The 18,024-nt window shown below is 68.3% G+C and carries 21 protein-coding genes; all 21 read left to right on the forward strand.

The window, feature by feature from the left end; genetic code table 11:
- On the forward strand, nucleotides 1-138 hold a 138-nt coding region (locus tag AC5QAB_RS20555), incomplete at its 5' end, for a flagellin (RefSeq protein ID WP_279923195.1).
- A 442-nt stretch (nucleotides 139-580) separates the two neighbouring features.
- Nucleotides 581-1,996, forward strand: coding sequence for a flagellar filament capping protein FliD (gene fliD / locus AC5QAB_RS20560; protein WP_014647054.1), 1,416 nt, complete (start codon nucleotides 581-583; stop codon nucleotides 1,994-1,996).
- Nucleotides 1,997-2,123: 127 nt separating this feature from the next.
- A complete protein-coding gene (fliS, locus tag AC5QAB_RS20565) occupies nucleotides 2,124-2,540 on the forward strand; it encodes a flagellar export chaperone FliS (protein WP_005416447.1) in 417 nt (138 codons plus the stop codon).
- A complete protein-coding gene (locus AC5QAB_RS20570; protein ID WP_100450007.1) occupies nucleotides 2,537-2,830 on the forward strand; it encodes a hypothetical protein in 294 nt (97 codons plus the stop codon). Before fliS ends, AC5QAB_RS20570 begins: the two co-directional genes overlap by 4 nt.
- Nucleotides 2,827-3,405: a PilZ domain-containing protein gene (locus AC5QAB_RS20575; RefSeq protein WP_049405341.1), complete on the forward strand. Its 579-nt coding sequence runs from the start codon at nucleotides 2,827-2,829 to the stop codon at nucleotides 3,403-3,405. The genes AC5QAB_RS20570 and AC5QAB_RS20575 overlap by 4 nt, the downstream gene beginning before the upstream one ends.
- Before the next feature lie 92 nt (nucleotides 3,406-3,497).
- Nucleotides 3,498-4,130, forward strand: a complete 633-nt coding sequence (locus tag AC5QAB_RS20580; RefSeq protein ID WP_032959406.1) for a response regulator — start codon at nucleotides 3,498-3,500, stop codon at nucleotides 4,128-4,130.
- A gap of 321 nt (nucleotides 4,131-4,451) precedes the next feature.
- Complete coding sequence (gene rpoN / locus AC5QAB_RS20585) at nucleotides 4,452-5,861, forward strand: RNA polymerase factor sigma-54 (protein WP_069116900.1); 1,410 nt, start codon at nucleotides 4,452-4,454, stop codon at nucleotides 5,859-5,861.
- Between the two features lie 14 nt (nucleotides 5,862-5,875).
- Nucleotides 5,876-6,253, forward strand: a complete 378-nt coding sequence (locus AC5QAB_RS20590; RefSeq protein ID WP_010485922.1) for a response regulator — start codon at nucleotides 5,876-5,878, stop codon at nucleotides 6,251-6,253.
- Nucleotides 6,250-7,755, forward strand: coding sequence for a sigma-54 dependent transcriptional regulator (locus AC5QAB_RS20595; protein WP_014647049.1), 1,506 nt, complete (start codon nucleotides 6,250-6,252; stop codon nucleotides 7,753-7,755). The genes AC5QAB_RS20590 and AC5QAB_RS20595 overlap by 4 nt, the downstream gene beginning before the upstream one ends.
- A gap of 211 nt (nucleotides 7,756-7,966) precedes the next feature.
- The gene (locus AC5QAB_RS20600; RefSeq protein WP_197561567.1) at nucleotides 7,967-8,383 is read left to right on the forward strand and encodes a hypothetical protein; all 417 of its coding nucleotides are present in this window, start codon (nucleotides 7,967-7,969) and stop codon (nucleotides 8,381-8,383) included.
- Between the two features lie 467 nt (nucleotides 8,384-8,850).
- Nucleotides 8,851-9,216 (forward strand): flagellar hook-basal body complex protein FliE, encoded by a 366-nt coding sequence (gene fliE / locus AC5QAB_RS20605; protein WP_014037113.1) that lies wholly within the window; start codon nucleotides 8,851-8,853, stop codon nucleotides 9,214-9,216.
- A gap of 13 nt (nucleotides 9,217-9,229) precedes the next feature.
- Entirely contained in the window at nucleotides 9,230-10,876 is a 1,647-nt protein-coding gene (gene fliF / locus AC5QAB_RS20610) for a flagellar basal-body MS-ring/collar protein FliF (protein WP_014647047.1), read from the forward strand.
- A 7-nt stretch (nucleotides 10,877-10,883) separates the two neighbouring features.
- On the forward strand, nucleotides 10,884-11,870 hold the full coding sequence (fliG, locus tag AC5QAB_RS20615) for a flagellar motor switch protein FliG (RefSeq protein ID WP_024958226.1): 987 nt from the start codon (nucleotides 10,884-10,886) through the stop codon (nucleotides 11,868-11,870).
- A complete protein-coding gene (locus tag AC5QAB_RS20620; RefSeq protein ID WP_014647045.1) occupies nucleotides 11,867-12,508 on the forward strand; it encodes a FliH/SctL family protein in 642 nt (213 codons plus the stop codon). The genes fliG and AC5QAB_RS20620 overlap by 4 nt, the downstream gene beginning before the upstream one ends.
- On the forward strand, nucleotides 12,505-13,890 hold the full coding sequence (locus AC5QAB_RS20625; protein WP_197561566.1) for a FliI/YscN family ATPase: 1,386 nt from the start codon (nucleotides 12,505-12,507) through the stop codon (nucleotides 13,888-13,890). Before AC5QAB_RS20620 ends, AC5QAB_RS20625 begins: the two co-directional genes overlap by 4 nt.
- Nucleotides 13,891-13,893: 3 nt before the next feature.
- The gene (gene fliJ / locus AC5QAB_RS20630; protein ID WP_014647043.1) at nucleotides 13,894-14,361 is read left to right on the forward strand and encodes a flagellar export protein FliJ; all 468 of its coding nucleotides are present in this window, start codon (nucleotides 13,894-13,896) and stop codon (nucleotides 14,359-14,361) included.
- The gene (locus AC5QAB_RS20635) at nucleotides 14,361-15,530 is read left to right on the forward strand and encodes a flagellar hook-length control protein FliK (RefSeq protein WP_197561565.1); all 1,170 of its coding nucleotides are present in this window, start codon (nucleotides 14,361-14,363) and stop codon (nucleotides 15,528-15,530) included. Before fliJ ends, AC5QAB_RS20635 begins: the two co-directional genes overlap by 1 nt.
- A 215-nt stretch (nucleotides 15,531-15,745) precedes the next feature.
- A complete protein-coding gene (locus AC5QAB_RS20640) occupies nucleotides 15,746-16,261 on the forward strand; it encodes a flagellar basal body-associated FliL family protein (RefSeq protein WP_049441913.1) in 516 nt (171 codons plus the stop codon).
- A gap of 10 nt (nucleotides 16,262-16,271) precedes the next feature.
- Nucleotides 16,272-17,276, forward strand: coding sequence for a flagellar motor switch protein FliM (gene fliM, locus AC5QAB_RS20645; protein WP_197561564.1), 1,005 nt, complete (start codon nucleotides 16,272-16,274; stop codon nucleotides 17,274-17,276).
- On the forward strand, nucleotides 17,273-17,608 hold the full coding sequence (gene fliN / locus AC5QAB_RS20650; RefSeq protein WP_005409543.1) for a flagellar motor switch protein FliN: 336 nt from the start codon (nucleotides 17,273-17,275) through the stop codon (nucleotides 17,606-17,608). Before fliM ends, fliN begins: the two co-directional genes overlap by 4 nt.
- On the forward strand, nucleotides 17,605-18,024 hold the full coding sequence (gene fliO, locus AC5QAB_RS20655; protein ID WP_014037105.1) for a flagellar biosynthetic protein FliO: 420 nt from the start codon (nucleotides 17,605-17,607) through the stop codon (nucleotides 18,022-18,024). The genes fliN and fliO overlap by 4 nt, the downstream gene beginning before the upstream one ends.

An 18,024-nucleotide genomic window follows, 5' to 3' on the forward strand; every position in this document is an offset into this window, starting at 1 on the left:
CGCAGCCGCATCAAGGACACCGACTTCGCCAAGGAAACCGCCGAACTGACCCGCACCCAGATCCTGCAGCAGGCCGGTACGGCCATGCTGGCCCAGGCCAACCAGGTGCCGCAGGGCGTGCTCAGCCTGCTGCGCTGATCCACGGCAAGAAGGCGCCGCTACCGTCGGGTCGAACCGACGGTAGCGGCAACCGGGAAGCCACGATGCACGAAGGCGCGGGCCATGCCCGGCCCGGGATCACTCCCGAACCGGCTTGGCATCGCCCGCTCCTGCGGACCTCTCTTTCAGCGCTGTACCTTTGACTGTACGTACCGGGCGGCTTCGTCTCCCCCCGATTGTCAGTAGCCTGATCCCTCCCCTGCATTGGGGGAGGGCTTTTTGCAGACTCCCGGCAGCCCGCGGTGAACCTACCCGCACCCTGCCCCAGCCCTCCTGCAACCCGCGTGCCAGAACCCGCGCCAAGGCGATTGGCACGGCACGTGCATCGACGAAGTCCTCAAGACCCAGCGGCGCAGGCCGCTATTTTCGTTGACGACGGGCCACCGCACGGCGGCCAGGCCCGGATACCAGGAGAAACGACGTGGCAGACTTTGGATACGGTGGCATTGGCTCGGGACTGGATATTTCCAGCATCGTCAACCAGCTGGTCGCAGCTGACCGCAAGCCCGCCGACAATGCGCTGAACCTGCAGCAGTCCAAGGCCAAGATGCAGTTGTCGTCGATCGGCACCATCACCTCTGCCTTCGACAAGCTGAAGACGGCGCTGACCGCACTGAAGGCCACCACGGCGTTCGACACGCGCACGGTGACCGCCAGCAAGGGCGGCGACAAGGGCACCGACGAGATCCTGACGGCGTCGGTCGCGCTGTATGACGTTGGCACCACCAAGGCTGCGGCCTCCAACGGCACGCACGTGGTCAATGTCACCTCGCTGGCGACAGCGCACAAACTGATCGCCGATACCTCGGTACCCAAGACCGACACGTTTGCTGCCGGAACCTTGACGCTGACCGTTGGCGTGGGCGACAAGGCCAAGACCATGAACGTGGAGGTGGAGGACGGCGACACGCTGACCACCATCCGCAACAAGATCGATGCGGCCGGCCGCAAGGAAGGCGTGCAGGCCACCCTGATCAGCTCCGGCGACAACCAGTACCTGTCGATCGCCCAGGAGAAGACCGGTGCCGCCAACGCGATCAAGCTCGAATACGCCGGCAGCGACGCCAAACTGGGCGGCCTGGTCAACAGCCTCAAGCAGAACACCGCCGCCGCCGACGCCGAGCTGACCATCGATGGTGTGAAGGTCGTCAGCGCCAGCAACACCGTGGCCGATGCGGTTCCGGGCCTGACCCTGAACCTGAAGATGCCGGGCACCAGCACGGTGACCATCAGCACGGACACTGCGGCAGCCACCAAGGTGATGCAGGAGTTCGTCACCGCCTACAACGCTGCACTGGCCGCCATCAACACCGAAACCAAGTACGACGCCAAGACCAAGGAAGCCTCCACGCTGACCGGCGATGCGCAGATGCGCGGCGCCACCAGCCAGCTGCGCTCGGTGATGTCGAGCGTGCTCAAGGACCTGGCCGGTGACAAGCTCGATGCCAAGGCGATCGGCCTGGATACCCGTGGCTATCCCAATGCCGACGGCACGCTGATCCTGGACACCACCAAGTTCGCCGCCGCACTGGCCAGCCAGCCGGAGAAGATGCGCCAGGCGATCACCGGTGATACCGGCGGTGCCGGCAAGCTGTACACGCTGGTCGACGGCTATGTCAGTACCACGGTCGGCAAGGAAGGCGCCTTCGTTGCCCGCACCAAGGGCCTGAACACCACGCTGGACAACATCGACAAGCGCCGCAAGGACCTCGACACGCGCATGAAGAGCGTGGAAGAGCGCTACAAGAAGCAGTTCCTGGCGCTGGACAGCCTGATGGGCAAGCTGCAGCAGAGCAACACCGCGCTGCAGCAGCAGCTGGCCCAGTTGAACCGCTGACGGACATGCACGGCACTCAAGTTTGCCGCGCAATGCACCGATAACGGACGCAACAGCAATCATCGCCGCGCCGTCGGCACCGGTCCCCGCGATCACCCGACGGCACCCCGCGCAAGGAGAATCACGAATGTACGGTTCCAGCCGTCAATATGCCGAGCAGTACCGCCAGGTGGGGGTGACCAGTGCGGTCGCCGATGCCGATCCACACAAGCTGGTGGCGATGCTGCTGGCCGGCGCGCTGGAGCGCGTGCGCCGCGCCCTGGCCAGCCTTGAACGCGGTGACCAGGCCGGCAAGGGCAAGGCGATCGGCGAAGTCTGCGCGATCGTCGGCCACCTCAACGGCTCGCTGGACCATGAGGCCGGTGGCGAGATCGCCGGAAATCTGTCGGCACTCTATGACTACGTGCTGCAGCGCCTGACCGAGGCCAACCTGCACAACGACCGTGCCGCGCTGGATGAATCGCTGCAGCTGCTGGGCGAGATCGACAGCGCCTGGAACGCGATCCCGCACGAACAGCGCCGCCCGGCCGCGGTGGCGCCATGAGCCTGCAGGAACTGCATGCGCAGCTGGATGCCTTCGAGAAGGCACTGGGCGAAGAATCCCTCGACCAGGCCGACAGCCTGCTCGACGGCCACGACAGCACCCTGCACGCCCTGCTCAGCCAGCCGCTGACCGCTGCGGACCACGCGCCGCTGAGCGCCCTGTTCGAGCGCCAGCAGAGTCTGCTCGGCCTGCTGCGCCAGCGCCGTGATGCCGTGGCCGCACTGATGAACGACGGCCAGCGCTCCCTTCGCGCGGCGCATGCCTATCTGCAGGCAGAATCGCTGGCATGACCTCGCTGCCGACCACCTCGCTGCATCACCCGGCCGAAAGCGAGCTGTTCGACGAGACGCTCAGCTGCGAACTGGCCCTGCCGGCCGAGTTCCAGGCGGGCAGCGCGGCCGGCCGCACCAGCAGCGCCGAAGGCCTGCTGCGCAGCCTGGCACTGGTCGAGGACAGCCGCGTCGACGAGCACGACGAACGCAACGAAGCCAGCCTGCAGCTGCAGCGCCTGGAAGCCAAGCTGGACCTGGCGATGGTGCTGCTCGGCCGGCTGGTGCGCCAGCAGGGCCAGGAGCTGACCCTGCGCCCGGTGCGCTGGTCGCGCCGTGGCATCCGCCTGCAGCTGGGCCCGCGCAGTGGCGCAAGCCCCGGCCAGGCCGGCGTGGTGCGCCTGCAGCCCAGCGACTGGCTGCCCGACCACATCGACCTGCCCGTGGAGGTCGTCGCAGAAGCCGCCGACGGTAGCGGCGGGCACTTCCTGTGGCTGCGCTTCCAGCGTTTGGGCGATGGCCTGGAGATGGCGATGGAGCGGCACCTGTTCCGCCTGCACCGCCGCCAGGTGGCCGAGGCACGCCGCGCACGCTGAAACCCGCCCCCTTGGCGCTGTACGGCCGACCCTTGGCGCGCCCGTTCAGCTAAGTTAAGGTGGATGCCCCTACACGGATCTGCTGCGTGCCTGTGCGAGTTCTCATCGTCGACGATCACACCCTTGTCCGCGCCGGCCTGGCGCGGCTGCTGCAGGGGTTTGCCGACGTGCAGCTCGTGGCCGAGGCCAGCAACGCCGAACAGGCACTGCAACTGTCCCTGCAGCACGCACCGGATGTGGTGCTGATGGACCTCTCGCTGCCGGGCCGCACCGGCCTGGAAGCGCTCAGCGACATCCGCCTGCGTGCCCCCGGTACCCGGGTGGTGATGATGACCATGCACGACGATGCCGCCCACGTGCGCGATGCACTGGATCGTGGCGCGGTCGGGTTCGTGGTGAAGGACGCCGCACCGCAGGAACTGGAACTGGCACTGCGGGCCGCGCACGCCGGCCAGGTGTTCCTGAGCCCGCAGATCTCGGCCAAGATGCTGGCGCCGATGCTGGGCCGCGAGAAACCCACCGGCATCGCCGCACTCTCACCACGGCAGCGCGAGATCCTGCGCCGCATCGGCAAGGGCGAGAGCAACAAGGAAATCGCCGCCGATCTCGGCATCAGCGTCAAGACGGTGGAGACCCACCGCGCACGGATGATGGAATCGCTGGGCTGCCGCCGCGCCAATGACCTGCTGCTGCTGGCCGCGCGCCATCAGCACGAGCTCGAGTAGGCGCCGGTATCGGGGTCAGATCCCTTTCCCGTGGAAACGGATCTGACCCCGCGACACCCTGCGTTGGCGACGACATCCCGTCACCCCGACATTCCCTGACAGGAATCCGTGCCCCGACCGCCGCGCGCCCAGCGGCTTCGCCACCACAAATCAATGACTTGGCGACGCATTTCGTCAATTTCCCGCGTCGGTGTAGGGAATTCCCCTACACCCTGTCGGGCGTTCCATGAAATGCATCAGGAACCCCCCGATTCCGCCCCCGCCGGATCAAAAGCAAGATGCGTTCCACAAGGCGCCGGGGAGCGGTGCCGGGGAACCACGATGAAGGCTGCACTCTCGACCCAGCTGGGCCAGCAACTCCACCTCACCCCGCAACTGCTGCAGTCGATCCGGCTGCTGCAGCTCGATGGCCTGCACCTGGAGCAGGAAATCCAGCGCCTGCTGGACTCCAACCCGCTGCTGGAGATCGAGGAGGCCGAAGCGCCCGCTGCTGAAGCCACCGAAGCGAGTGCCACCACCCTCGACACCGCCGCCTTCGACGAGCTGCCCGAGCCGTCGATGTGGGATGTGGCCGGTGCCAATTGGCAGGACGGTGATGACGACCGCATGGCACGCATCGCCGCCGGCGAATCGACCGACCCGCAGCTGCGCGTGCTGCAGCGCCTGGCGCTGGACATGGACGACCGCCAGCTGGCGGTGGCCGCGTTCTGGCTGGACCACTGCGATGAAGCCGGCTACCTGCAGGCGCCGCTGGCCCAGCTGCAGCTGCTGGCCAGCGCCCAGTTCGACATCGCTGCCGACGGCGTGGAAGCCATCCGCCAGCAGCTGCTGCATGGCGAGCCCGCCGGCATGGCCGCGCAGGACCTGCGCGAAGGCCTGCAGGCGCAGCTGCGCAGCCTGCATGGCGTGGTGCCGGCCCGCCACCTGGCCGCACGCATTCTCGATGGCGCGCTCGACGCGCTCGCGGCCCACGACTACCCCGCCCTCGCCCGCCAGCACGACGCCGAGATCGACGACGTGCGCGAGGCGGTGCGCCTGATCCTCTCGCTGCAGCCGCGCCCCGGCGACAGCCTGCTGCCCGAACGCAACGCCGTGGTGGTGCCGGACGTGGTCGCCTGGCACGCTGATGGGCAGTGGAAGGTCGCACTGAACCCGGCCACCAGCCGCCGCGTGTCGATCAACAGCCAGTACGAACAGGCCCTGGCCGAGACCAGCGACGCCGCCCCGGCACTGCGCGAAATGCTGCAGGAGGCGCGCTGGTTCAGCCGCGGCCTGTCGATGCGCTACGACACCCTGCTGCGCACCGCGCGGGTGATCGTCGAGCGCCAGGCCGCCTTCCTGGTCCGTGGCGAAGAGGCCATGGCGCCGTTGACCCTGAAGGAAGTGGCCGAGGAGATCGGCATGCACGAGTCCACCGTCTCGCGCATCACCACCGGCAAGTTCCTGCAGACCCCGCGCGGCACCTTCGAACTGAAGCACTTCTTCGCCGTGCGTCTGGAAGGCGCCAGCGTCTCCGGCCAGGCGGTGAAGGCCATGGTCCGCCGCCTGATCGACGCCGAACCGGCCGGCCGCCCGCTGGCCGATGAGGCCATTGCCGGCCTGCTGTCACGCCAGGGGGTGAACATTGCCCGCCGAACCGTCGCAAAATACCGAGAACAACTGGATATCGCCCCGGCCCGCGAACGGCGCCGGCTCAGCGCCAGGCAACCCCAGCTGGCCCGGGTGGGCTGAAAAGGATGTTGGACATGAACAAGCTCACGGTCCTGCTGGTCGATGACCACGAGGGCTTCATCAACGCGGCGATGCGCCATTTCCGCAAGATCGACTGGCTGCAGATCGTCGGCAGTGCCGGCAACGGCCTGGAAGCGATCGAGCGCTCGGAAACGCTGCGCCCGCAGGTGGTGCTGATGGACCTGGCGATGCCGGAAATGGGCGGCCTGCAGGCCACCCGCCTGATCAAGTCGCAGGACGATGCACCGTACATCGTGATCGCCAGCCACTTCGACGACGCCGAGCACCGCGAACACGCGCTGCGCGCCGGCGCCGACAACTTTGTCAGCAAGCTGTCCTACATCCAGGAAGTCATGCCGATCCTGGAAGGCCTCAGGGAGGATCGATCGTGAGCGAATCGCGCATCCTGGTGCTGGACAACGACGCCGTGCGCGCAGAGCGCACCGTTGCCCTGCTGGAATTCATGGACTTCAACCCGCGCTGGGTGTCCGACGCGGCCGACTTCGACCTGGGCCGCCAGCGCCAGAACGACTGGATGGCGGTGATCGTCGGCAGCCTGGACGACAGCGCCGCCAGTACCGCGCTGTACCACTGGCTGGGCGGCAGCAGCCTGCCGCCGCCGGTGCTGCTGGCCGATGGTGATGCTGCAGCGTTTGCCCAGCAGCACGGGCTGCACGAGGCCAACATCTGGCCACTGGAAACGCCGCTGCGCCACGCGCAGATGGAAGCCCTGCTGCGCCGTGCCAGCCTCAAGCGCCTGGATGCCGAGCACCAGGCCGGCGCCGCGCAGGACCAGGGGCCGACCGGCAACGGCCCGGCGGTCACCGCGCTGCGCACCATGATCGAGCAGGTGGCCGCGTTCGACACCACCGTGCTGGTGCTGGGCGAATCCGGCACCGGCAAGGAAGTGGTATCGCGCGCCATCCACCAGCGCTCGCCGCGCCGTGATGGCCCGTTCGTGGCGATCAACTGTGGCGCCATTCCGGCCGACCTGCTGGAAAGCGAACTGTTCGGCCACGAGAAGGGCGCCTTCACCGGCGCACTGACCGCGCGCAAGGGCCGGTTTGAAATGGCCGAGGGCGGCACCCTGCTGCTCGACGAAATCGGCGACATGAGCCTGCCGATGCAGGTGAAGCTGCTGCGCGTGCTGCAGGAACGCAGTTTCGAGCGCGTTGGCGGCAACCAGACCATCCGCTGCAACGTGCGCGTGGTGGCCGCGACCCACCGCGATCTGGAAACGCGCATTGCTGAAGGCAAGTTCCGTGAGGACCTGTTCTACCGCCTCAACGTGTTCCCGATCGACGTGCCCGCGCTGCGCGAGCGTCGCGAAGACCTGCCGGCACTGGTGGAAACCATCGCCGCGCAGCTGGCGCGAACCGGCCGTGGCGAAGTGCGCTTCACCCCGGAAGCCCTGCAGGCCCTGGCCGGCTACGAGTGGCCGGGCAACGTGCGCGAGCTGACCAACCTGGTCGAGCGCCTGGCGGTGCTGCATCCGGGCGGCTCGGTGCGCGTGCAGGACCTGCCGGCCCGCTATCGTGGCGATGCCGCGCTGGCAGCGGTGGCCGCAGCGGTACCGGCAGCTCCGGTTGCCAGCGAAGAACGCCTGGACCTGCGCAGCTTCTCGTTCCACACGCCCGGCAGCGGCAACCAGCCGGCGCTGGAGCACGGCATCGCCGTCAATCGCCCGGCGGCACCGGCGGCGTTGCCCGACGATGGCCTGGACCTGCGCAACCACATGGCCAACATCGAACTGGGCCTGATCAACGAAGCGCTGGAACGCACCCAGGGCGTGGTCGCCCACGCCGCCCAACTGCTCGGCCTGCGCCGCACCACCCTGGTGGAAAAGCTGCGCAAGTACGGCATCGAGCGCGAGCAGGCCGAACTGGCCGGCTGAAGCGCGCGACCCGCATGAAGGGGGCACGAACGCCTGGGCTTGCCCGGGCGTTGGTGTTTGTGGTGCCCGGGGTCAGATCCCTTTCCTGGTGCCCGGGGTCAGATCCCTTTCCTGCGGAAAGGGATCTGACCCCATTGCATTTGCACGTTTTCCTAGAGACAACGGAATCGCAGTGCGGAGCATGGCAGGGACATCCCAAGGAGGTCCCACCATGCATCACCTGATCCTGCTCGCCGCCCTGCTCTGCCCGGCCCTGGCCACCGCCTCCAATTGCGCCCTGCCCGCCACGCTCGACAAGCGGCAGTTCACCAACCTCAGCGACCCGTTGTACGCGCCGGACAACCCCAACGCCGGACGCATGGTGCAGCTCAGCTTTGCTGGCAGCCAGTACGTGCTGGACATCCTCGGCACCGACCTCCGCATCGGCGGCAGCTACCGCTACCAGCGCCTGGCCCCGCATATCGCGGAAATCCAGATGACCGAGGCCCACCCGGCCGGCCCCGCCCACTACACCCTGCTGCTGACGTGCCAGAGCGACCGCCAGGGCCGTTTCATCTACACCCAGCATGACGGCCCCATCGCACCGCGCCAGCGCCAGAATTCCGGCCGATGGACCCTGCAGCCATAGGCCAGAAAACCGACGCCGGTTAAATGGCGCCGCCAATGGGGTCAGAGCCCGTTGCGTTGCAACGGGATCCGACCCCGTGCCGAGCAACGGTCGGCACCCACCATCAGCAGCAGGTTCCAACAGATCGCGGCCACCTGTCGAAGGCGGGGTGGGTCCGGTTGCGGGGGCGTGAGCGCCATGGATGGCGCGACCGAGCCTCCATGGACGGATTTACGGCGTCCCCCGTAACCGGACCCACCCCGCCATCCCTCAGTAGACCCGCTTCTGCTGTTGCTCCGGCTCCGGCTTCGGCTTCGGCCGTTGCCGTTGAGGTTGCCGGCCAGCGGCCGGCACTACCGCGGGGCGCGGGGTGCAACCCCGCACGCACATCCAACCTCCTCACTTCACTGAATCGAAAACCGGTTTCGGCACGGCACTTGCACTGGCTCCAGCAGACAACCCCATCCCTGTTTCTGGAACCGTTGCAGATGTCCCACTCCGTCACTTCGATCCTTTCGCAGATCCGCTCCTATCAGACCCAGATGGGACAGCCGGCGCTCAACCCGCTGGGCGAAACGCCGCGCAGCAATGCCCTGCCGGGCACGGTGCTGGATGCGCCGCAGGTGCAGCCGGCCAGCTTCACCGAAACCCTGCGTGGTGCGATTGCCGGCGTCAACGACGCGCAGCAGAAATCCGGCGCCCTCGCCAAGGCCTTCGAAATGGGCGACCCCAGCGCCGACCTGGCCAAGGTGATGGTCGCCTCGCAGCAGTCCCAGATCGCCTTCCGCGCCACCGTGGAAGTCCGCAACCGTCTCGTCCAGGCCTACCAGGACGTGATGAACATGCCGCTGTAAGGAACGTTGACGCATGGCACTGACGCTCTCCAAGGACAGCCTGAACGCCGAGAAGGCCGGGCAATGGTTCGACCGCCTGCAGAGTCTGCAGATCACCCGTCGGCTGGGCCTGATGGCAATGATCGCGGTGGCGGTGGCGGCAGGCCTGTCCGTGTTCTTCTGGTCACAGAAGCCGGGCATGGTCCCGCTGTACACCGGCCTGGACCAGAAGGCGACCGCTGAAGCGACCGACCTGCTGCGCGCCGCGCAGATTCCGTTCGCGCTCGACCCGGCCACCGGTGGCATCACCGTGCCGGAAAAGAACCTGCACGATGCCCGCCTGAAGCTGGCCGGCTCCGGCCTGACCGACAGCGGCAAGCTGGGCTTCGAGCTGATGGAACGCGACCCCGGCTTTGGTGTCAGCCAGTTCGTGGAAAGCGCGCGCTACCAGCACGCGCTGGAAACCGAGCTGTCGCGCACCATCAACACGCTGCGCCCGGTGCGCGATTCGCGCGTGCACCTGGCCATTCCCAAGCCCAGCGCGTTCACCCGCCAGCGTGACGTGGCCAGCGCCTCGGTCACCCTGGAACTGCGTGGCGGCCAGCAACTGGAACGCAGCCAGGTCGATGCCATCGTGCACATGGTCGCCGCCAGCATTCCGGACCTCGCGCCGGAACGGGTGACCGTGGTCGACCAGAGCGGGCGCATGCTCAGCATTACCGACCCGAACAGCGAGGCGGCGGTCAACGCGGCCCAGTTCGAGCAGGTGCGCCGCCAGGAAACTTCGTTCAACCAGCGCATCCGCGAACTGCTGGAACCGATGACTGGCCCCGGCCGCGTCAACCCGGAAGTGAGCGTGGACATGGATTTCTCGGTGACCGAGGAAGCCCGCGAGCTCTACAACGGCGAGCCGCAGAAGCTGCGCAGCGAGCAGATGAGCGAGAACACCACCAGCACGCCGGGCCCGCAGGGCGTGCCGGGTGCGACCAGCAACAGCCCGCCGGGCCAGCAGGCCGCACCGGCCACCGCGCAGGCCCCGACCGAAAGCAGCAAGAACGCGACCCGCAACTACGAGCTGGACCGCACCCTGCAGCACACCCGCCAGCCGGCCGGCCGCATCAAGCGCGTCTCGGTGGCGGTGCTGGTGGACAACGTGCCGCGCGCCGGCGCCAACGGCAAGATGAGCCCGCAGCCGCTGTCGGCTGCCGAACTGACCCGCGTCGAAGCGCTGGTCAAGCAGGCCGTCGGCTTCAACGCCGAGCGTGGCGACACCGTGTCGGTGATGAATGCCCCGTTCGTGCGTGACACCACGCCGGTCGAAGGCCCGTCGTGGTGGGAGCTGCCGTGGGTGCACGATGCCGGCCGCATGCTGCTTGGCGCGGTGGTGGTGCTGGCGCTGCTGTTCGGCGTGCTGCGTCCGGCGTTGCGCGCGATCACCGGCCAGAGCAGGAAGAACGACGAACAGGCACTCGAGCCGCATACCGCGGACGTGCAGCTGGTCGATGACGATGGCATGCCGCTGCCGGCGCTGGGCGCTGACCGGGCCAGCCTGGGCGGGCCGGAAGCACTGGCCCTGCCGGTGGATTCATATGAGGAACGATTGCGGATGGCGCGTGAAGCCGTGAAGACCGACTCCAAGCGCGTGGCCCAGGTGGTCAAGGGTTGGGTGGCAAATGACTGAGGCCGCACTGACTGGCGTGCAGCGCGCCGCCGTACTGCTGCTTTCGCTGGGTGAGCTGGACGCGGCCGAAGTGCTGCGCCACATGGAACCCAAGGAGGTGCAGAAAATCGGCATCGCCATGGCCACCATGACCGACATCACCCGCGAGCAGGTGGAACGGGTGATGGACCAGTTCGGCCAGGAGCTGGGCTCGAAGACCTCACTCGGCGTTGGCTCGGACGACTACATCCGCAACATGCTGGTGCAGGCGCTGGGCAGCGAGAAGGCCGGCAACCTGATCGACCGCATCCTGCTGGGCCGCAACACCACCGGGCTGGACGCGCTGAAGTGGATGGACCCGCGTGCGGTGGCCGACCTGGTGCGCAACGAGCACCCGCAGATCATCGCCATCGTGATGGCGCACCTGGAAACCGACCAGGCCGCCGACGCGCTGAAACTGCTGCCGGACCGTACCCGCGTGGACGTGCTGCTGCGCATCGCTACCCTCGACGGCATTCCGCCGAACGCGCTCAATGAACTCAACGAGATCATGGAGCGCCAGTTCGCCGGCAACCAGAACCTGAAGTCGTCGAACATCGGTGGCGTGCAGTGCGCGGCCAACATCCTGAACTTCATGGACAGCGGCCAGGACCAGGCGATCCTGGGCGAGATCGCCCGCATCGATGCGCCGTTGAGCAACCGCATCCAGGACCTGATGTTCGTGTTCGACGATCTGGTCGACCTGGACGACCGCGAGATGCAGCTGGTGCTGCGCGAGGTGAGCGGCGAGCGCCTGGGCCTGGCCCTGCGCGGCGCCGACATCAAGGTGCGCGACAAGATCACCCGCAACATGTCGCAGCGCGCGGCCGAGATCCTGCTGGAAGACATGGAAGCCCGCGGGCCGGTGCGCCTGTCCGACGTGGAAGGCGCGCAGCGCGAGATCCTGGCCATCGTCAAGCGCATGGCCGATGAAGGCACCGTCACCATCGGCGGCAGCGCGGAGGCCATGCTGTGAGCAACGTCGTGCGCTGGCTTGCCCCGGACCTGCTGGCCCAGCCCGAACCGGCGCTGGAGCAGGAGGACGCGTTCGAACTCACCGAGCCGGACCCGGAACACGAACCGGAGCCGCCGCTGCAGCTGCCGACCCTGGAGGAAATCCAGGCGATCCAGGACAGCGCGGAGAAGGAAGGATTCGATCAGGGCCATGCCGAAGGCTACGGCCAGGGCCAGGCGGAGGTGCGTCGCCTCGCCGCGCAGATCGAAGGCATCCTCGACAACTTCAGCCGGCCGCTGGTGCGGCTGGAGAACGAAGTGGTCGGCGCCCTTGGTGAACTGGCGGTGCGCATCGCCGGCGCGCTGGTCGGCCGCGCCTACGAGGCCGAGCCGGCACTGCTGGCGCAGCTGGTCGGCGAAGCGATTGACGCCGTGGGCGGCAGCACCCGCGAGGTGGAAGTGCGGCTGCACCCGGATGACATCGCCGCGCTTGCCCCGCTGCTGAACCTGTCGCCGGCGCAGCGCCTGGTACCGGATACCAGCCTCAGCCGTGGCGACCTGCGCGTGCACGCCGAAGCCGTACGCATCGACGGCACCCTGGAGGCCCGCCTGCGCGGTGCGCTGGATGCGGTGATCCGCCAGACCGGGGCGACGGCATGAGCGCCGCACCGCAAACGACGCCGCCGCCGGCCGACTGGGCCGTGGCCCGCAACCTGCGCCTGGCCCGGCGCCTGGACGGCCTGCGCGTGGATACCGCGCATGGCCGTGGGCTGATCCGCGAGGGCGTGCTGCGCCGCGCGGTTGGGCTCACCCTGGAAGCGGTCGGCTGCGAGGCGCCGCTGGGCGCCAGCTGCAAGGTGGAAGTGGTCGATGGTGGCTGGGTCGATGCCGAAGTGGTCGGCTTTGCCGGTGAGCGCACCTACCTGATGCCCAGCGCCGAACTGCACGGCCTGCTGCCCAACGCCCGCGTGGTACCGTCGGCGCGGCGTGGCGGCGTGGAAGTGGGTGAAGGCCTGCTCGGCCGCGTCATCGACAGCGACGGCGTGCCGCTGGATGGCAAGGGCCCGATCCGCGCAGAAGGGCATGTCGGCATGGCCGGCGTGTCGATCAATCCGTTGGCGCGTGAACCGATCACCCAGCCGCTGGACGTGGGCGTGCGCGCGATCAACGCGCTGTTGCCGATCGGCCGCGGCCAGCGTGTCGGCCTGTTCGCCGGTTCCGGCGTCGGCAAGTCGACGCTGCTGGGCATGATGACCCGTTACACCGCTGCCGACGTGATCGTGGTCGGCCTGATTGGTGAACGAGGCCGCGAAGTACGCGATTTCGTCGAGACCACGCTGGGCGAGGAAGGCCTGCGCCGCGCCGTGGTGGTGGCCAGCCCCGCCGACCGGCCACCCTTGGCGCGCCTGCACGGTGCCTACCGTGCCACCGCCATCGCCGAGTGGTTCCGCGACCAGGGCCTGAACGTGCTGCTGCTGATGGACTCGCTGACCCGCTTCGCCCAGGCGCAGCGCGAGATCGGCTTGTCGGTCGGTGAACCACCGACCACCCGCGGTTACCCGCCCTCGGTGTTCGCCAAGCTGCCGGCGCTGGTCGAACGCGCTGGCAACGGCGCAAAGGGCCGCGGCTCGATCACCGCGTTCTACACCGTACTGACCGAAGGCGATGATCCGCAGGATCCGATCGCCGACGCCGCACGCGCGATCCTCGACGGCCACATCCTGCTCTCGCGCCGGGTGGCCGACAGCGGCCTGTACCCGGCCATCGACGTCGAATCGTCGGTCAGCCGCGTGGTCACGGAAATCGCCGACGAGCCGTGGCGCCTGCGCATCCGCAAGTTGAAGCGACTGGTCTCGGCGTACTCGGTCAACCGTGACCTGATCGCGATCGGTGCCTACCAGCGTGGTAACGACGCGGCCACCGACGAAGCCCTGGAACGCTGGCCGGAAATCATGGAGTTCCTCGGCCAGGACGTTGCCAAGGCCGCAGATCTCCCGCACAGCCAGGCGGCGCTGCAGCGCCTGGTGGAACAAGAGAGTTAAGCCATGAACCAGTCCAAGCGCATCGATCCCCTGCTCAAGCGGGCCCAGGAACACGAGGACGCGGTCGCCCGCGACCTGGCCGAACGCCAGCGCGTGCTCGACACCCATCTGTCGCGCCTGGACGAACTGCGCCGCTATGCCGAGGAGTACGCCAACGCCCAGATGGCAGCGACCAGCCCGGCACAGCTGCTGAACCGCCGCGCCTTCCTTGATCGCCTGGACAGTGCGGTCGAGCAGCAGCAGGCCACGGTCAACGGCAACCGCGAAAAAGTGGAGGCCGAGCGCGCGCGGCTGATCCTGGCCAGCCGTGACAAGGCGGTGCTGGAGCAGCTGGCCGCCAGCTACCGCGCGCAGGAAAAGGTGGTGACCGACCGCCGCGACCAGCGCGAGATGGACGACATTGGCGCGCGGCGCGCGCGTCTGGTGCAGGCCGAAGACCAGGACGGCGCCGAGCAGGGAGGCCGCCCGTGATGCCCGCCCCGCTCGCCAGCAGCGCCAACCCGGCCCCGCCCGCCACCAGCAACAGTGCCGCGCGCGCCGCGCGCAGCGAAGGCGCAAAGGACTTCAGCCAGCTGCTGCAGGGCGGTGCGCCCTCCGCGCCCGCGCCTGCCGGCAGCGCTACCACACCGACGCCGTCCACGCCCAGCCAGCCATCGACCGCCGACAGCAATGACCAGGCACCGGGCGAACGCAGCGCGGACGCGGAAGCGGCAACTGCCGAAACGCCGCCGCTACCGCCCGTTGCCCTGCCCCCGGCTGGACCCGGCACCGACAAGGACAAGCCCGCCGCGACCGAGGACGCCCCGTGGCCACCGATCGGCCTGGCCGGCCTGGTGCTGGCGATGCCGACGCCTGCCGATCCGGCCGTCGCTCTGGCGGGCAGCGCTGCACCGTCACTGGCCAGCGACGGTACGGCGCTACCCACCACTGCCCCCGTCGCGACCCCGACACTGCCTGCAGCCGCGCCGGCAGCGGCAACCGCAGCCCCCGTGGCGGCCGACGGCAAACCGGCTGCGACCAGCGCGGAGGATGCCACCGCGCTGCCATTGCCGGCGATGATCCTGCCCGGCAGGCGCAGCGAGCGCGGCGAAGGCAGTGACGTGGCCGCCGTTGGCGACCGCGCAGGTACACCGTTGCTGCACGCACCGGCAGCGGCCGCCGTGCAGGACCTGAAGGCGGCGCTCGCCACCGGCAACGCGATCTTCAATGGCGAACCCACGCCCAAGCCGGTGCTGGGTGACGATGGCTTCGACCAGGCCATCGGCGCACGCCTGGGCTGGCTGGCCGACCAGAAGATCGGCCATGCCCACATCCGCCTGAGCCCGGACGACATGGGGCCGGTCGACGTGCGCCTGCAGTTGAACGGCGACAAGGTGCATGCCAGCTTCAGCAGCCCGCACGTGGACGTGCGCCAGGCACTGGAAAGCAGCCTGCCGCGCCTGCGCGAGCTGCTGGGCGAACAGGGCTTCCAGCTGGCTCACGCCGATGTCGGCCACCAGGCGTCTGGTGGTGACGGCAATGCGTCGGGACAACCCGGTGGCGGCGGCATGACCGGCGACGGAGAACCGACGCCGGGCGATGCCAGCGTGTCGTCCGCGCAGTTGATCCGCCAGCGCGGCTTGCTGGACGCCTACGCCTGACAGGTGTGCCAACCAAGGTTGGCACCCACCAGAGCGGGCGGTTGGCACCCACCAGGGCGGGCGGTCGGCACCTCCCCGTATTGCGTTGGTGGGTGCGGAGCTTGCTCCGCACGGCCCCACCGGCACCCCGACGGAATTCCGTCGCACCCTGCGGGCCCAGCCTTCGGCACACCCCTTGCATATCCCGGTGAAGCAACCCTCAGGAGCTTCACCCCGTGGCCGCAGCCGCTGACAAAACCAAGAAGACCGCCGAGAAGGACAAGGCCGCCAAGCCGCGTAGTCCGATCCTGATCACCGCACTGGTGGCCGTACTGGCCGCCGCTGCCGCTGGTGGCGGCGTGTGGTTCTTCACCCAGTCCAAGCACGAAGAGAAGACCGCGCAGGCGCCGAAGAAGAGCGCGACCCCGGCCCCGGCACAGTACTTCGCGCTGGACCCGGCGTTCGTGGTCAACCTCAATGGCCCGGTCGACGGCCCGCGCTACCTGCAGCTGGAGGTCCAGCTGATGACCCGCGACCCGGCCGCGCTGGAAGCGATCAAGACCCATGCCCCGGCCATCCGCGCGCGCCTGCTGATGCTGTTCTCGCAGGTCAGCCCGGACCAGATCGCCGATGTCGCCGGCAAGCAGAAGCTGCAGGCCAGTTCGCTGGCCGAGGTGCAGAAGGTGCTCAAGGCCGAGACCGGCAGCAACGGCGCCGACGATCTGCTGTTCACCAGCTTCGTGACCCAGTAAGGGCCCCCCGATGAATGATCTGCTGTCCCAGGACGAGATCGATGCCCTGCTCCACGGCGTGGACAGCGGCGCGGTCGAGACCGATGCGGAACCCCCGTCAGGCGAAGCGCGTTCGTACGACTTTGCCAGCCAGGACCGCATCATCCGCGGTCGCATGCCGACCCTGGAAATGGTCCACGAGCGCTTCGCGCGCCTGTGGCGGATCGGCCTGTTCAACCTGATCCGGCGCTCGGCCGAGCTGTCGGTGCGCGGCATCGAACTGATCAAGTTCAACGACTACATGCACTCGCTGTATGTGCCGACCAACCTGAACCTGATCCGCTTCAAGCCGCTGCGCGGTACCGGCCTGATCGTGTTCGAGCCGACCCTGGTGTTCGCCATCGTCGACAACTTCTTCGGCGGCGACGGGCGCTACCCGACCCGCATCGAGGGCCGCGAATTCACGGCCACCGAAATGCGGGTGATCCACCTGCTGCTGAAGCAGACCTTCGCCGACCTGCGCGAAGCGTGGGCACCGGTGATGGACGTCGACTTCGAGTACATCAACTCGGAGATCAACCCGCATTTCGCCAACATCGTGACCCCGCGCGAGTACGTGGTGGTGTGCCGCCTGCACGTCGAGCTCGACGGCGGCGGTGGTGACATCCACGTCACCCTGCCCTACTCGATGCTGGAACCGATCCGCGAACTGCTCGACGCCGGCATCCAGAGCGACCGCAACGACCGCGACGAGAGCTGGGGCAAGACCCTGCGCGAGCAGCTCAACATCGCCGAAGTCACCCTGTCCAGCGTACTGGCCAGCAAGCGCATGACCCTGCGCGACCTGACCCAGTTGAAGGTCGGCGACATCCTGCCGATCGAGCTGAGCCCGCAGGTGCCGCTGTGCGTGGAGAACATTCCGGTGTTCACCGGCGAGTTCGGCATCGCCAACGGCATGAACGCCGTGAAGATCACCGCTCCCCATCCGCCGGGCACCCGCCCGCGCGTACCCGTCATCCAGGAAGACCCGCAATGAACGATATCGACGCCCTCGAACCGACCCCGGCCCAGTTCAGCAGCCTGCAGGCCGACGAGGCCAACGGTCCGGACCTGAACCTGGACGTGATCCTCGATGTGCCGGTGACCCTGTCGCTGGAAGTCGGTCGTGCCCGCCTGCCGATCCGCAACCTGCTGCAGCTCAACCAGGGTTCAGTGGTGGAACTGGAGCGCGGTGCCGGCGAATCGCTGGACGTGTTCGTCAACGGCACCCTGATCGCCCACGGCGAAGTGGTGGTGATCAATGACCGCTTCGGCGTGCGCCTGACCGACGTGGTCAGCCCGAGCGAGCGGATCCGGAGACTGCGTTGAGCCTGCTGGCCTCCACCCTGCTGGCGGTCGGCAAGACCGCAGCGCCGATCGGCCCGCAGGTCGGCCAGCACGCGGCCGCCGCACCCAGCCTGTTCGGTGCGGTGCTGGCGCTGCTGGCGGTGCTGGCGCTGGTGATCGGCCTGGGCTGGCTGCTCAAGCGCATGCCCGGCAGCGGCTTCCGCCCGGCCGAAGGCATGAAGCTGGTGGCCAGCCTCAGCGTCGGCGCCAAGGAGCGCGTGGTGGTGGTGGAGGTCAACGGCCAGCAATTGCTGCTGGGCGTCACTGCCGGCGGCATCAACACCCTGCATACCCTGCCCGAACCGTTGCCGCCACCGGCGCCGGTGCGCGTGCCGGACTTCAAGAACCTGCCGAATTTCGCCCAGCTGCTGCAGCAGCGGCTGCGCAAGGACCCCTGA

This window comes from Stenotrophomonas sp. YJH_SMC_127, from assembly GCF_059372445.1.

Coding starts and splice junctions, on each gene's coding strand:
- fliJ (WP_014647043.1), top strand. CDS start 13,894: ATGAACCAGTCCAAGCGCATCGATCCCCTGCTCAAGCGGGCCCAGGAA.
- AC5QAB_RS20570 (WP_100450007.1), top strand. CDS start 2,537: ATGAGCCTGCAGGAACTGCATGCGCAGCTGGATGCCTTCGAGAAGGCA.
- AC5QAB_RS20625 (WP_197561566.1), top strand. CDS start 12,505: ATGAGCGCCGCACCGCAAACGACGCCGCCGCCGGCCGACTGGGCCGTG.
- AC5QAB_RS20590 (WP_010485922.1), top strand. CDS start 5,876: ATGAACAAGCTCACGGTCCTGCTGGTCGATGACCACGAGGGCTTCATC.
- rpoN (WP_069116900.1), top strand. CDS start 4,452: ATGAAGGCTGCACTCTCGACCCAGCTGGGCCAGCAACTCCACCTCACC.
- fliM (WP_197561564.1), top strand. CDS start 16,272: ATGAATGATCTGCTGTCCCAGGACGAGATCGATGCCCTGCTCCACGGC.
- AC5QAB_RS20575 (WP_049405341.1), top strand. CDS start 2,827: ATGACCTCGCTGCCGACCACCTCGCTGCATCACCCGGCCGAAAGCGAG.
- fliN (WP_005409543.1), top strand. CDS start 17,273: ATGAACGATATCGACGCCCTCGAACCGACCCCGGCCCAGTTCAGCAGC.
- AC5QAB_RS20635 (WP_197561565.1), top strand. CDS start 14,361: ATGCCCGCCCCGCTCGCCAGCAGCGCCAACCCGGCCCCGCCCGCCACC.
- AC5QAB_RS20600 (WP_197561567.1), top strand. CDS start 7,967: ATGCATCACCTGATCCTGCTCGCCGCCCTGCTCTGCCCGGCCCTGGCC.
- fliS (WP_005416447.1), top strand. CDS start 2,124: ATGTACGGTTCCAGCCGTCAATATGCCGAGCAGTACCGCCAGGTGGGG.
- fliF (WP_014647047.1), top strand. CDS start 9,230: ATGGCACTGACGCTCTCCAAGGACAGCCTGAACGCCGAGAAGGCCGGG.
- fliE (WP_014037113.1), top strand. CDS start 8,851: ATGTCCCACTCCGTCACTTCGATCCTTTCGCAGATCCGCTCCTATCAG.